The 14,174-nt window shown below is 58.2% G+C and carries 10 protein-coding genes and 1 pseudogene; 5 read left to right on the top strand and 6 right to left on the bottom strand.

Annotated features, from left to right (window positions below; all coding sequences use genetic code 11):
• Positions 1-692, bottom strand: a pseudogene (locus HMPREF2845_RS03105) (IS256 family transposase); the annotation flags it as partial.
• A 150-nt stretch (positions 693-842) separates the two neighbouring features.
• Here HMPREF2845_RS03105 and HMPREF2845_RS03100 point away from each other — a divergent pair.
• The 3 genes from HMPREF2845_RS03100 (at position 843) to erm (ending at position 3,090) form a co-directional block, all read left to right on the top strand.
• Positions 843-2,021 carry an IS256-like element IS1249 family transposase gene (locus HMPREF2845_RS03100; protein ID WP_070633857.1) on the top strand — a complete coding sequence of 393 codons (1,179 nt, stop codon included), beginning with the start codon at positions 843-845 and terminating at the stop codon, positions 2,019-2,021.
• Positions 2,022-2,070: 49 nt separating this feature from the next.
• Complete coding sequence (locus HMPREF2845_RS09495) at positions 2,071-2,136, top strand: erythromycin resistance leader peptide (protein WP_071569110.1); 66 nt, start codon at positions 2,071-2,073, stop codon at positions 2,134-2,136.
• A gap of 99 nt (positions 2,137-2,235) precedes the next feature.
• Positions 2,236-3,090 (top strand): 23S ribosomal RNA methyltransferase Erm, encoded by an 855-nt coding sequence (erm, locus tag HMPREF2845_RS03095; protein ID WP_070633856.1) that lies wholly within the window; start codon positions 2,236-2,238, stop codon positions 3,088-3,090.
• Between the two features lie 255 nt (positions 3,091-3,345).
• Here the strand turns inward: erm and HMPREF2845_RS03090 are convergent, their stop codons facing one another.
• Positions 3,346-4,656, bottom strand: a complete 1,311-nt coding sequence (locus HMPREF2845_RS03090; protein WP_049353248.1) for an ISL3 family transposase — start codon at positions 4,654-4,656, stop codon at positions 3,346-3,348.
• A 452-nt stretch (positions 4,657-5,108) separates the two neighbouring features.
• On the opposite strand from HMPREF2845_RS03090, the gene tet(W) reads away from it, so the two are divergent.
• Complete coding sequence (tet(W), locus tag HMPREF2845_RS03085) at positions 5,109-7,031, top strand: tetracycline resistance ribosomal protection protein Tet(W) (protein WP_070633855.1); 1,923 nt, start codon at positions 5,109-5,111, stop codon at positions 7,029-7,031.
• A 220-nt stretch (positions 7,032-7,251) separates the two neighbouring features.
• Here the strand turns inward: tet(W) and HMPREF2845_RS03080 are convergent, their stop codons facing one another.
• Positions 7,252-8,544 carry an IS30 family transposase gene (locus HMPREF2845_RS03080; protein ID WP_005987407.1) on the bottom strand — a complete coding sequence of 431 codons (1,293 nt, stop codon included), beginning with the start codon at positions 8,542-8,544 and terminating at the stop codon, positions 7,252-7,254.
• Positions 8,545-8,690: 146 nt separating this feature from the next.
• Here HMPREF2845_RS03080 and HMPREF2845_RS03075 point away from each other — a divergent pair, with 146 nt between their 5' ends.
• Positions 8,691-8,978 carry a Rossmann-fold NAD(P)-binding domain-containing protein gene (locus HMPREF2845_RS03075; protein ID WP_204371245.1) on the top strand — a complete coding sequence of 96 codons (288 nt, stop codon included), beginning with the start codon at positions 8,691-8,693 and terminating at the stop codon, positions 8,976-8,978.
• A 908-nt stretch (positions 8,979-9,886) separates the two neighbouring features.
• Here HMPREF2845_RS03075 and abc-f read toward each other — a convergent pair.
• From abc-f to HMPREF2845_RS09085, 3 genes are all read right to left on the bottom strand, one after another.
• Positions 9,887-11,356: a ribosomal protection-like ABC-F family protein gene (gene abc-f, locus HMPREF2845_RS03065; RefSeq protein WP_005987409.1), complete on the bottom strand. Its 1,470-nt coding sequence runs from the start codon at positions 11,354-11,356 to the stop codon at positions 9,887-9,889.
• Between the two features lie 261 nt (positions 11,357-11,617).
• Positions 11,618-12,904: an MFS transporter gene (locus HMPREF2845_RS03060; protein WP_005987410.1), complete on the bottom strand. Its 1,287-nt coding sequence runs from the start codon at positions 12,902-12,904 to the stop codon at positions 11,618-11,620.
• 1,056 nt (positions 12,905-13,960) lie between these two features.
• The coding region (locus HMPREF2845_RS09085; RefSeq protein ID WP_210394513.1) for a transposase at positions 13,961-14,174 on the bottom strand (214 nt) is incomplete at its 5' end.

Genomic DNA, 14,174 nt, shown 5'->3' with positions numbered 1-14,174 from the left:
GCGTCGGGTTGGTCGTACACCGAGTGCAGCATCGCTTTGACGGCGGGCCATAGTGCTTTGGGGGTGACCGACATGAGATTAGCGGCGTAGTGGGTGCGGCATCGTTGCCAAGTGGCTCCGGGCAGGTTGGCGGCGATGGCTTCAACCAGGCCCAGATGGGCGTCACTGGTCACCAGGCGCACGCCGGTCAGGCCCCGGGCGACCAGGTCGGAGAAGAACTCCTTCCAGGCTGGAGCGGTCTCACTGGTAGATACGCGCACCCCCAGCACTTCGCGATGTCCGTCATTGTTGACTCCAGTGGCAACCAGAACCGCGCACGAGACGACGCGTCCTCCTTCGCGCACTTTCATGGTGAGCGCATCAGCGGCAACGAAGGTGAAAGGCCCGGCATCGTGGAGGGGCCGGTTGCGGAACTGATCCACGTGTTCGTCCAGGTCGGCTGCCATGCGTGAGACCTGGGACTTGGACAGTCCTGTGATCCCCAGGGTTTTGACGAGCTTGTCCATGCGGCGTGTGGATACTCCTGCTAGGTAGCAGTCAGCGACCACTGTGATCAAGGCGTTTTCGGAGCGTTTGCGGCGCTGCAACAGCCACTCTGGAAAGTAGGTGCCTGAGCGTAGCTTGGGGATCGCCACGTCGATGGTGCCGACCCTGGTGTCCAGGGGCCGGTAGCGATACCCAGGGTTAAGGGTCAAAATGTGTGTCCGGAATCGCGGATTTTCACGGATTGACCTGTAGGTTTCCGGAAAGTATATGCTCCGGAAGCATATATCTAGCCCCCGACGGGAAATCCTCGGTGTGGCAGCCGTGATGTGCTATGCGCGGCGTGGTGTGGTGTCGCAATGTCGAAGAACCAACCACGCTGCCACTGCGGCGGTGAAATGAAACGCAACGGCACCACCAGCAAAGGCACCACCAGATGGCGCTGCAAACAATGCGGCGCCTCCAGCGTCAAACGTCGAAACGACATCACCAACGCGGCAGTGTTCACCCAGTTCATCGAGCATTGCACCACCGCAATATCACTCGACGACCTAGCCAAACGAAACGGTGTTAGCCGCGCCACCATGAAGCGGCGCTTCAAGTGGTGCTGGCTCGTTGATGTGCCTGACCCCACCGCCGGCCACCACAAGCGGATCTACGACCAGGTATTTCTCGATGGCACCTACACCGCCGGTGGCTGCCTGATCGTCGCGGCGACCATCGACCACGTGATCGCCTGGCACTGGTGCAAACACGAAACCACCCGCGACTACCAACTGCTGCTTGAACGCATCGAAGCCCCACTCATCGCCGTCATCGACGGCGGCCAAGGCGCATACAGCGCAATCAAAAAGTGCTGGCCGACTACGAAAATTCAACGCTGCCTCGTCCACGCCCAACGCGTGGTCCGCCGCTACACCACCACCAACCCACGCACCGATGCCGGGCGCACCATCTACCGACTTGCGCTGAAACTGACCCGGATCACCACACTGGATGAAGCCGCCGCGTGGGGTGTGCAACTGCACGAGTTTTCAACGATCTACCGGGAATGGATGAACGAGAAAACCATGATCAAAGACCCCAAAACAGGTGCATGGACCCGCGTGTGGACCCACCACAACGTGCACAAGGCCTACAACAGCCTCAACCATCTTTGGCGGTCCGAGATGCTGTTTGTCTACCTCAACCCGCCAGCAGGAGTCCTTGCGCCCGAGCGGATCAAATCCACCACCAACAGCTTAGAAGGCGGCATCAACGCCCAGCTCAAACTGCTCGCCAGAACCCACCGCGGCAGATCAGGCGAACGACAACGCCGCATGCTGGATTGGTGGCTCTACTTAAAAACGGAACTGCCTGACGATCCAGTACGAATCGCCAGGCAGTCCGACTGGGGCCAGGGCCAACTCGCCAAAGTATCCACCCTGACCCAAACCGAGAACCAAGCCGACCACGAAACAGGACGCCCAGCCCTCTACGACAACGCTATCGACACCGACTACACCCACTCAATCGGCATTCAAAAAGGCCAAATCTAACCCCCGCGACACGCCGAGCCAGACACACATTTTGACCCTTAACCCTTTAATGGATATAATTAGACCCATGTTGATTTCAGGTACCGCTTTCTTGCGGTTGCGCACCAACCGCTAAGGCGGTTTCCTACCCCGTAGGTTAAAAACCGCTCCGGTCCTTTAGCCGGGCGGCTATTTGTCATGCCCGGCTCCCTTTCAAATCCAAGGAGCACACCTGATGTCTGCATACGGACACGGCCGTCACGAGCATGGCCAAAATTTTCTCACCAACCACAAGATCATCAACTCCATCATCGACCTTGTGAAACAAACCTCCGGCCCCATCATTGAGATCGGACCAGGAAGCGGTGCCCTCACTCACCCGATGGCCCACTTGGGGAGGGCGATAACGGCAGTTGAAGTGGACGCAAAACTAGCTGCCAAAATCACACAAGAAACCTCCTCGGCGTCGGTCGAAGTGGTCCATGATGATTTCCTCAACTTCCCGTTACCCGCCACTCCCTGCGTCATTGTGGGAAACATTCCCTTTCACCTCACCACTGCCATTCTTCGAAAGTTGTTGCATGCGCCGGCATGGACTGCCGCTGTACTCCTCATGCAGTGGGAAGTCGCTCGCCGCCGGGCCGGGGTAGGTGCAAGCACGATGATGACAGCTCAGTGGTCCCCATGGTTCACGTTTCACCTTGGTTCCCGAGTACCAAGGTCTGCTTTCCGGCCACAGCCAAACGTTGACGGGGGGATCTTAGTGATCCGCCGGGTGGGTGACCCGAAGATCCCGATAGAGCAACGCAAAGCCTTTCAGGCGATGGTGCACACCGTTTTCACCGCCCGGGGACGCGGGATAGGGGAAATTCTCCGAAGGGCAGGGTTGTTTTCATCACGTTCAGAGACACAATCATGGTTGCGCTCGCGAGGAATCGACCCCGCAACCCTACCTCCCAGATTGCACACCAGCGACTGGATCGATCTCTTCCAGGTGACTGGTTCCTCTTCACCGCGCCATCGGCCCATTTCACCATCGGGAAGTAGTCAACGACCTCCTCAACGGAAAAACCGAAGCCGGCGGCGTTAATCCCCACCAAAACCGAAATCCACCAGTAGTACTAAAAGGGCTCTTCCGGTTTTAGAGTGCATTGATTAGTTCGCCGGGGGTTCGGGCGTGGCACAAGATATTGGGGTCCTTGGCTTTGTAGGAAAAAGGTATCTAATCCATCCGTACAAAACTAAGGACCTACTGTGCAGCCTAACGGAAATGTCATCGTCGATACCATCTGCCGCACCGCAAAACTAGGAACTACTATCACCGGTGCCACAGAAAACGGGCTCTTCATAATTGGGGGTGTAGTTGGGGTCTGAATCCGCCGGTTTCGAGGAGGCAGCGGGTGATGTAGTGGGTGAGGTTACGGAACCCGAGGGCGGAGCCGCGTAGGTGTTCGAGGCGTCCGTTGATGGCTTCGGTAGGGCCATTGGAGGTGTGGGGGTGGTCGAAGTAAGCCAGGATGTCCCCGGCTCGGCGTTTGAGTGTCCTGCCCAGCGTGATGAGCTCGGTCAGACCCCTCGGTACACGCGTGGAGGTCAGGGTGTTGATTTCGGCTTCCATCAGGGCCTTACCCGCGTCCGTGTCGGGCGCGCGGTAGGCGTCGATGATGTTCTGGTAGGCGCTCCAAGTGACCTCGAGCGCGACGTGCTCCTCACCGGAAAACAGGTTGAGTAGTTGGTGCTGCTGGCGTGGCGTGAGCAGGCATGAGCGGGTGTGTAACATCCTGCGGGCCTTGTACAGGGGGTCGGTGGCACGCCCGCGCCGGTGGTGGAGTTCTTGCTGAATGCGTCTGCGACACTCATCCAAGGCGTTGCCAGCCAGGTGCACGACGTGGAAGGGGTCCATGACCGCCCTCGCGCCGGGGAGTTCTTCAGTGGCTGCGCTTTTGAACCCGGTGAATCCATCCATCGCGACGATCTCGATGCGGCTTCGCCACGTGTCGGGGCGGGAGGCCAGCCAGGTTTTGAAGACCTGCTTGGAGCGACCCGGGACCATGTCCAAGAGTCGGGAGGGGCCGCTGCGTTCTCGGATGGGTGTCAAGTCCAAGATAACGGTGACGTATTTGTCTCCGTAGGGGGTGTGGCGCCACACGTGTTCATCCACCCCGATGACACGCACGCCATCGAACCGAGTTGGATCATTGATCAGTAGACGCTGGCCTTCACCCAGGACAGCGGTGTTGGCGGTATTCCAGGACACACCGAGGGCCTGGGAGATACGCGCCACCGTCAAATGATGAACGACCAGCCCAGTGAGCGCCCAGCGCACCGCCGCACGCGAGAGCTTGGCGCGCGGATCGGCCGCTTGGCTCATATCTTGACGCCACACATGGGCGCACTCCTGGCACCGGTAGCGGCGCACGCTCACGTGCAAGATCGTGGGGCGCCACCCGTAAGGCTCGTGCGCCAAGCGCCTGATCACCGTGTCACGCGACTCGCCCTGGCATCCGCAGCGTCGACACCACCGGTCCTCACCAGCAATCCGGCAAGCCAACACTGCATGGTCTGGCCACATGCGCTGGCCCGTCACTTCCAGGCCCAGGTCATCCAGGCGCGTGAACGCGCTCAGGTCAGGGCGATCAAAGATAGTATTGGCCATGTCGAGGTCTTTCAGATGGACGGTGTAGCAATCTCCATCATCGGAAGACCTCGACCCCTACCCGGCCACGACACGCCCAACCCCGCCCACAACACCTACACCCTCAAATGCGAAGAGCCCTTTTAGGTACTTGCTTTCCTAAAACTGATGTGATACAATGATTTAATCCAGAAAAGGAGTAAAAAATATGCGGCAAGGTATTCTTAAATAAAACTATAATCAAATAGTGGGAACAAAGGATTATGATAGCTCCTTTTGTAGGGGCTTAGTTTTTTGTACCCAATTTAAGAATACTTTTGCCTTATCAATTTTGACATATCCCCAAAAACAGCAATCACAAACAGGTGTATGCTGTATATGTGTATGTCCGCAACTTATAATCCCCAGTGGTAAAAGTATTTTACTGCTGGGGATTTTTATGCCCTTTGGGGCTGTAAAGGGAGGACAATCACATGAAAATAATCAATATTGGAATTCTTGCCCATGTAGACGCTGGAAAGACAACCTTGACGGAGAGCCTGCTATATGCCAGCGGAGCCATTTCAGAACCGGGGAGCGTCGAAAAAGGGACAACGAGGACGGACACCATGCTTTTGGAGCGGCAGCGTGGGATTACCATTCAAGCGGCAGTCACTTCCTTTCAGTGGCACAGATGTAAAGTCAACATTGTGGATACGCCCGGCCACATGGATTTTTTGGCGGAGGTGTACCGCTCTTTGGCTGTTTTAGATGGGGCCATCTTGGTGATCTCCGCTAAAGATGGTGTGCAGGCCCAGACCCGTATTCTGTTCCATGCCCTGCGGAAAATGGACATTCCCACCGTTATCTTTATCAATAAGATCGACCAGGCTGGCGTTGATTTGCAGGGCGTGTATCAGTCTGTTCGGGATAAGCTCTCCGCCGATATTATCATCAAGCAGACGGTGTCGCTGTCCCCGGAAATAGTCCTGGAGGAAAATACCGACATAGAAGCATGGGATGCGGTCATCGAAAATAACGATGAATTATTGGAAAAGTATATCGCAGGAGAACCAATCAGCCGGGAAGAACTTGCGCAGGAGGAACAGCGGCGGGTTCAAGACGCCTCCCTGTTCCCGGTCTATCATGGCAGCGCCAAAAAGGGCCTTGGCATTCAACCGTTGATGGATGCGGTGACAGGGCTGTTCCAACCGATTGGGGAACAGGGGAGCGACGCCCTATGCGGCAGCGTTTTCAAGGTGGAGTATACAGATTGTGGCCAGCGGCTCATCTATTTGCGGCTATACAGCGGAACGCTGCGCCTGCGGGATACGGTGGCTCTGGCCGGGAGAGAAAAGCTGAAAATCACAGAGATGCGTATTCCATCCAAAGGGGAAATTGTTCGGACAGACACCGCTTATCCGGGTGAAATTGTTATCCTTCCCAGCGACAGCGTGAGGTTAAACGATGTATTAGGGGACCCAACCCGGCTCCCTCGTAAAAGGTGGCGTGAGGACCCCCTCCCCATGCTGCGGACGTCGATTGCGCCGAAAACGGCAGCGCAAAGAGAACGGCTGCTGGACGCTCTTACGCAACTTGCGGATACTGACCCGCTTTTGCGCTGCGAGGTGGATTCCATCACCCATGAGATCATTCTTTCTTTTTTGGGCCGGGTGCAGTTGGAGGTTGTTTCCGCTTTGCTGTCGGAAAAATACAAGCTTGAAACAGTGGTAAAGGAACCCACCGTCATTTATATGGAGCGGCCGCTCAAAGCAGCCAGCCACACCATCCATATCGAGGTGCCGCCCAACCCGTTTTGGGCATCCATCGGACTGTCTGTTACACCACTCCCGCTTGGCTCCGGTGTACAATACGAGAGCCGGGTTTCGCTGGGATACTTGAACCAGAGTTTTCAAAACGCTGTCAGGGATGGTATCCGTTACGGGCTGGAGCAGGGCTTGTTCGGCTGGAACGTAACGGACTGTAAGATTTGCTTTGAATACGGGCTTTATTACAGTCCGGTCAGCACGCCGGCGGACTTCCGCTCATTGGCCCCGATTGTATTGGAACAGGCATTGAAGGAATCAGGGACGCAACTGCTGGAACCTTATCTCTCCTTCACCCTCTATGCGCCCCGGGAATATCTTTCCAGGGCTTATCATGATGCACCGAAATACTGTGCCACCATCGAAACGGTCCAGGTAAAAAAGGATGAAGTTGTCTTTACTGGCGAGATTCCCGCCCGCTGTATACAGGCATACCGTACTGATCTGGCCTTTTACACCAACGGGCAGAGCGTATGCCTTACAGAACTGAAAGGGTATCAGGCCGCTGTCGGCAAGCCAGTCATCCAGCCCCGCCGTCCAAACAGCCGCCTGGACAAGGTGCGCCATATGTTCAGTAAGATCACTGGTTGATTTCCGATCCCAACCGAACACATTGAGCTGACGGCACGCTCCCGCAGTTAACCGAACGCCCCCGAGGTCCTATCCGGGCCCCGGGGGCGGCATTTTCCCAGTTGAAGGAATGGTGGAGATGTGTTTCGATGGGTCCGGTGGCCATGCTCCGCCCGCCGCCCGGCACCTCTTCCCAGACTCAGCCGGACGGTCGGTCCGTCTATTCCGTTTTTCTCCTAGGCTAGGCCAGCGGGGCATCGCCCCTCTCTGCGCGCGCCCTCTCGATGAGCCCCGGCGTCAGGTCGAGATCGCCGAGCGGCACGTCCTCCACGCCGTAGGCGTCCAGCAGCGCCGCCGCGTCCTCCCCGAGCATCGCCCTGAAGGCGCGCGCGGGCGTCGCGAAGCCGAGCGCGCCGCGGGGCTCGGAGTTCACGTGCGACATGGCCAGCGCCAGGTCGGCCGGGGCGAGCCGGTCGAACCTGATTCCGGCGCCCTTGGGCAGCAGCTTCCTGATCTCGACGTGGTTGCGCTCGCAGGCGCCCTTCTGGTCGCTGCGCCTGGGGTCGCAGTAGAACAGCCTCGTCTCGCCCGGCCCCTCGCCGAGCAGCGCCGCGATCGCCGCCTCGTCGGAGAACTCGGCGCCGTTGTCGGTGAGGACGGCGCGGAACACGCGGCGCGTCCCGTCGGCGCCGAGGATGGCCCGGACGCCCTCCAGGGCGTCCGCGACGCACCCGGCGGTCTTCTCCTCCAGCGGCAGCGCGAGCTGGAGCCTGCTGGGGCGGTGCAGCAGCGTGAGCAGGCAGGCGGAGTCCTCCCGGGCCCCCTCGACGGTGTCCATCTCCCAGGCCGCGGCGCACGCGTCCTCCCCGAGGGCGAGGAACGCGGCATGCGACCTGCGGGCGGAGTGGCGGGTCGCCGCCCGGCCCGCGGCGCGCTTCCTCGGCCTGTAGCCGACCTTGCGCCTGAGCTCCATGTTGGTCATGCCGTCGTAGCCCGCCGAGACCCAGCGGTAGATGGTCGACGGCGACAGGTCCACCGGGCCGCCGTTGCGCGCCGCCATCTGCTCGGGCGACAGCCCCCGGCGCAGGCAGTCCCTTATCGCCTCCAGCCTGGCCGCCGCGGCGGGCTCGTCGGCGTCTATCCCGCGCCTGGACGAGACGAGGACCGAGTCGGCGCACAGCTGCGCGGCCCGGGCCTCGTAGAAGACGTGGGGGCGGCGCTTGCAGCCGATCGCGCGGTACCGGCCGCACCCGTTGCAGCAGCGCGGCCACGCCGCCAGGCGCGGGCAGGCCGCCGACAGGTCGGCGGAGGCGTCCACGCGCTCGCCGCGCCTGGCCTTCGGCGCCGTCACGAACCTGTGCGACGCCACCTCGGCGCTCACCGTCGAGGGCGACCTGCCCAGCTCCCTCGCGATCTCCCTGCACGACGCCCTGCGCTCCAGCATCCTCTGGACCGTGTCCCGCTCGTGCCTCGTGAGCCTTCCGTAGGCCCTCGGGACCGCCCTTGCGGAGCCGCTCTTCTTCTTTCCGGACATGCCGTCCTCCGATCTCCCGGGGCCGGCCGATCCGGCCCTCAGGGTATCGGGTTCCCACATTCATCCGCACATGTGCGGATGAATGTGGGAGGTGTTCGGATAAAGTTGATAATCAAGGTGAAGTCTCCAGCTCCAGCTACATGGATGTGTTCTATCCGAAGTACCAGGTGACCTGGGATATGATGAACGTTGCCGGTCCGAACAGCATGTTCATGCACTGCCTGCCCGCCAACCGTGGCGAGGAAGTCGTCGACGAGGTCATGGACGATCCCGAGCGCTCCCTGTGCTGGGTCGAGGCCGAGAACCGCAAGCACTCCATTCGCGCCATCCTGGCCACTCTGTGCCCCCAGAGCGAGCCCGACGAGCAGAAGGCTGCGGCATACCGCGCCACCATCAATGAGCGCATGGCCGCTCTCGGTAAGCACGGTCTGTAAGACGTACCAGGTCGGGCGAGCTACGGCTCGCCCGCCTTCGCAGGAGATGGGCGACCTCATGGCCATCGGCGAGGAGAACTGCAAGGTCTCCGACGACAACCGAGTGCATCAAGGGCGCCGACTTCATCTACACCGACGTGTGGTATGGCCTGTACGATGCTTTCTGATGGGCGGCAGCAGATGCTTGTCTCTTGCTGCCCATCATCTGCGCCACTGCGCGTAGGCACTGGCGCCCTGTCTGAAGTTAAACAGACCTTTCGAGTGTGCACGAAGTGATTGCGCCAACAACGAAGCCCCAACCTGCTCGCTAACTCATGGGCAAGCCACCTGAGACTACTCATTTCCCCTACTAGCAATGAAGGCCTGCAACCTGCAGTTTTGCAAACTGCTTGAAAGGCGCCTGCGTTGATTCACTTCCTATTGCAGCTGGCGGCTCGCACACGAAAAGGCACTTGAGTTTCAAAGCGGGCGTTTTCGTCGATATCGAGCCTCCAAAGGCGGCTCTCCGTGCCCCTTGGGACAAAAATAAAAACTCAATACTCTGAGTTTGAAAATGGTTTTTGAAGTTGTCCCAGCTTTTGTCCCCGAAGCCGATGAAACACGACATAGTGTTACTTGGCGGCACTCGGTTTGAGACGGCATCGAAAACTGAGGACAACTGGAATGTCGGGACAGTAAAACTGAAGCCATCGAGTGGGAGTAGGCCGATAGGGTTCTGACCTGCGATTTTGAGTGCCGCACTGTGCCGCTGAGTTTCGTTTCGTACGAGAGTCATGACAAAGCCACCAGCGACGGAGATGAGTAAAAGCGATTAAAGAGCCTCCGTTCCCTGCGTTGGGACGGAGGCTCTTTCTTTGCCGTTTTACTCCCTTGTCTCCGTTCGGGGATTATTTCTTGCTCATTTAGGGCTATTCGCGCTGAAAGATTTTGACTAGCTTGGTGTCCTTTATTTCGTAGACAATGTCTGCGACGTTCTCGACCAGCCTCTTATCGTGGGAGACGAACACTATCGTTCCGGCATAGGCGCTCATCATCTGCTCGAGGGCTTCGGCGCTCTTGATGTCCAGGTAATTTCCAGGCTCGTCCATGAGCAAGATGTTGTATCTGCCCAGCAGCATCTTCGCGAGTAGCAGCTTGATGACTTCGCCTCCCGAGAGAACGCCAACGTCCTTTGTCAGGTCGCGCGGTCCGATTCCCATAGAGGCGAGGATGCCTCGAATTTCGGTCATGCTGTACTCGCAACCATCCTGCATGAACGAGATCGCAGACTGACGGGCGTCGAACTTGTAGCCTGTTTGCTCGAAGTAACCGATCTCTGCCTTGGGAGAGATGTTGATACCGTCGGCGCGTCGAGCGATTGCCTTCAGCAGGCTGGTCTTTCCTGTACCGTTGCCACCGGTGATGGCCACTTTGGCACCGAGCGGTATCTCGAATTTCGCGTGGTCATAGAGCATGCAGTTGCCGAAGCTCAAGCTGAAATCGTCTGCCGAGATGGGAAATTTACTATGCAGTTCCAGGGCCTTGCTCTGGCGGAACCGCACGGCGCGAATGCTATCTGGGGCCTCAATCCCTTCGAGCGCTTCGAGGCGCTTCTCCATGTCCTTAGCCGCCTGGTACATCCTCTTCTGTTTGGTGCCGGTTGCTTTCTGATGCCCCAATCGACCTGCATACTCGTTGCTTTTTTTCGCAGCCTTCCGCTTGGCGTCGACCTGCCGTGCTTTTTTCCGTTGTTTTTCGATGGCGGCTTCGAGGCGATCGCGCTCGCGCATCGCCTCTTCGTATCGAGTCGCCTGAGCTTTGCGCTCTTCTTCTTTCTGTCGCAGATAGTCGGAGTAGTCACCCCAGAATTCGGAAATACCGCCGTCTTTGAGCTCCCAGATCTTGTCTACCACCTGGTCGAGAAAATGACGGTCATGGCTCACGATGAGCAGAGCCCCATCAAATGCCTTGAGTTGTCCGACGAGAAGGCGGATGCCGTCTTGGTCGAGGTGGCTCGTAGGCTCGTCGGCGAAGATCGCGCTTGCATGCTGGGAGAGTGCAGAGGCAATCTTGGCGCGTGTTTCCTCCCCGCCGCTCATCGTCTCCTGCGCCACTCCGGCGACGTTGAGACGGGAGAGCATCTCACCACTGTCCTGAGCCGCATCAAGGTCGAGTTCATCGAGTTGGCCGATGAGGGCAATGCTGCCGAAGCGCCTGACGTCGGCGTCCGCAATGGTAAGATTGCCGCTCAGAATTTTAAGCAGGCTGGTTTTGCCTGCGCCATTGTCTCCCACCAAGCCGATGCGATCGTAGGAGTAGATTTCCAACTCTTCGATATCTAGGATATCGCGGCCGGCATATTCCAAAAAGATGTCTTTAGCTTTGACTATGAGTTCCATAGGTTGAACCGCCTTTTGTGTATTAGCGTTTTACTGGAAGCGCAGCCATGCCAAAAAAGATTGCTCACGTCGATTTTTCGCCTTTGCCCAATTGCCGGCGCGAGCGTTTTGACCTTGCGCAAGCCGGCAAATCCGAAAATGATAGTTGGCGACGAATAAGGAGCGCGATGCGGAATGTCGGTGCAATACCTCGTCGTCGCAAGGGCTTGAAGGCTGACGCTTGAACCGATGGCTGCTGCCTCTTTTTTTCGAATACTTGGGCTATTGAATCTGCCCGGTATCTCTTTTCCCCGCGTTTCGGACGCTCGGAGCAAGCAGCATAGCCATCGCAAGCAGTACCATGGTCGCTCCAGAGCCGACGAACCATAACGGAGCTCCAAGCAGATCCGCAAAAACGGAGGGGGCTGCGAGGCCCATGGGCATGGCCCACGCCATGATGGTTCCGTAGAGGCCGAAAACGCGGCCTAGGTACTCAGGAGGTATCTGCTCCTGCATAAGGGCAGTCTGGGTTCCCGCGTACAACGGGGAGCATGCGCCCATAAGAAAGCTCACCGGCAGGAAAGCAGCGAACAATGACGGGCCGAGCGATCCGGATACGATTGCGGCAATGCCGAAGCCGGCAATCGCGGCGACCATGGTGAACGACCTATTGCGGAACCCTCCCGTGGCCGCCAAAATGCCGGACCCAGCCAGCATGCCTGCAGAAAAAAGGATTTCCACCAAAGCGGCATCCCCCGTGCTACCGCCAAAATGCCCCAAGGTCATTATTGGGAACAATGCCGCGAGCGGAGAGAACGCGAAAGCGAAGACGAACCCGCACCAAAGAAGGGCGAACAGCCCCCTGTACTCCCTAATCAGCTTGTAGCCGTCCGAAATCTCAGAGAAGAGCTCTCGAACCTTATTGGAAAAGGACAAGCTGCGGTCGGCTTCATCGAGGCCCCCTGCGTCTATCTGTGCGGCGAGGACGGCTAAAGAAGCGAAAAGCGCTCCCAGCACGTCGAGGACAATCATAGCGGTAATGCCCGCCACGGGATAAATCACTGCTGCAAGCGCGGCGCCAAGAATGTATCCGCCGGACTGAATCGCCTGAGTCACCCCCGATAGGCGAACGAGATGCTCTGGCGGGGCGAGATGGGGCGTGAGAGATTGGGAGGCTGGCGTGTAGAACGAAGTACCAACTGCACGGAGAAACAGGGCGATGAGAATTAGCCATGCAGGTAAGCTGCCGGCCAACGAGGCAATCGCCAAGGCGGCACCCACCGCGGCAATGAAGAGGTCGGCGCCGATGAGGACACGTTTCAAAGGCAGTCTGTCGACAACGGCGCCCGCAAGGATTCCGAACAAAGCAATCGGCAGAAAGCCTGCCAGCGATGCTAAGGAGAGGAGAGAAGACGACCCTGTCGTGAGGGCGAGATGCCAAATAAGACCCATTTGGAGAATCGAACTCGTCAATGTCGAAACGAGCTCCCCGCCCCATACGAAACAAAGCTTGAATTGCCATGAATGGCACAGCAGAACAGACCTGCCCCGAGAGGTTTCAAATATCATGGTTATGTCCAATCGTGAAATGGCGTGCAGAAAAACAGCGCGACGCCACAACAGCGCCGCTTTCTAGGCGCTCATCCACGTGCGGAAAAGACCAACCACGACACCCCTCCTTTGTTAATTCGGTCTGGCAAACCATGTAATATGTAATATTAACGAGGCTTGAGTTTGCCTGTCAAGAATCGAGCATCGGTAAGGGCAATCCTCTCTGGCCATTCGATTCCTTTTGTATCTTTGGTTGCATAGGTGACCCGCCAGGGCTATTACGCGTGGAAGAGGCGCCTGCCGAGCTGGCCGATGAGGCGCTGAAGATGGCCCTGGTCAGGCGAAACGATCCCAAGGGATGCGTACATCATTCGGATAGTAAGAATGTTGCCAGCAGGTTTTGCGGCAACCGCAAAGGAGCCGTATCCTGCAGCTGGAATCACGTTGCAGCATCCTGACCCGCATTCCGATTGGCGGACGGCCCGCTTCGGCATCCTGACCAGCACAGCGATCGAGCCTTGTCATTCCTTGGATATGCCGGTTGCTCGGGGCGGTCCCGACGGAGGCCCTCGCCTCCCCGGTCCGTGACCCAAGAAGGGCAAGCATGCTGATCTGCATGGCTGGTTCCTCCTTTATGTAGACGACCATGCAAAGAAGGGACAACCGAGGAGGCAGGTTACTGATGCGGGCTCCCGCACGCCCATGACTACCCGACGGGCTGTTTTTCATCTCCGATGCCCGCATTGCAGCATGAACGAATGTGCCTCGACATCTCTGCTGGCATGGTACGACTGGGATCGCACCTCGACGCATCCTTGCGCATACTGCCTTCCAAGTTTCGAAACCGGGAAGGAAAGTGTATGTGAGCGACGATATCGGCGCCGATTCGACGCTCGAGAGGGAGATTGCGCCGATTCTATCCATCGGGGATGCATTCCCGAAGATTCTCATCACTCGCACGAGGCATGAGCCCCATACCCGGGAGGGCGTGCTCGTGCTGAATTTCGCGAGGTGGCTGCTTGGCGGGTCAAGTCCTGTGGAGTGGTGTAATCGTTTTGTGTCCTTCGGGGTGGGTTATGCGCTGAGTTGGAGTGGGGGTTCCTCCTGTTGGGTGGGTTGGGGTGTGAGTCGTGATTTGGTGAGGATGTCGAGGCTGAGGTAGCGTCGGCCTTCGGCCCATTCGTCGTTTTGTTCGGCGAGGACGGCTCCGACCAGGCGGATGATGGCCTGGCGGTTGGGGAAGATCCCCACGGAGTCGGTGCGTCGGCGGATTTCGCGGTTGAGGCGT

It is taken from the genome of Rothia sp. HMSC065B04 (assembly GCF_001812285.1).
GTDB classification, from domain to species: domain Bacteria; phylum Actinomycetota; class Actinomycetes; order Actinomycetales; family Micrococcaceae; genus Rothia; species Rothia mucilaginosa.
Note: the sequence above shows the minus strand (reverse complement) of the source record. Positions and strands in the feature narration are given on the sequence as shown.

What these genes read in the sequence shown, in the direction of transcription:
- HMPREF2845_RS03100 (WP_070633857.1), top strand. Translation starts at nt 843, where the DNA reads ATGTCGAAGAACCAACCACGCTGCCACTGCGGCGGTGAAATGAAACGC.
- HMPREF2845_RS03080 (WP_005987407.1), bottom strand. Translation starts at nt 8,544, where the DNA reads ATGTCCGGAAAGAAGAAGAGCGGCTCCGCAAGGGCGGTCCCGAGGGCC.
- HMPREF2845_RS03060 (WP_005987410.1), bottom strand. Translation starts at nt 12,904, where the DNA reads ATGATATTTGAAACCTCTCGGGGCAGGTCTGTTCTGCTGTGCCATTCA.
- erm (WP_070633856.1), top strand. Translation starts at nt 2,236, where the DNA reads ATGTCTGCATACGGACACGGCCGTCACGAGCATGGCCAAAATTTTCTC.
- HMPREF2845_RS03090 (WP_049353248.1), bottom strand. Translation starts at nt 4,656, where the DNA reads ATGGCCAATACTATCTTTGATCGCCCTGACCTGAGCGCGTTCACGCGC.
- abc-f (WP_005987409.1), bottom strand. Translation starts at nt 11,356, where the DNA reads ATGGAACTCATAGTCAAAGCTAAAGACATCTTTTTGGAATATGCCGGC.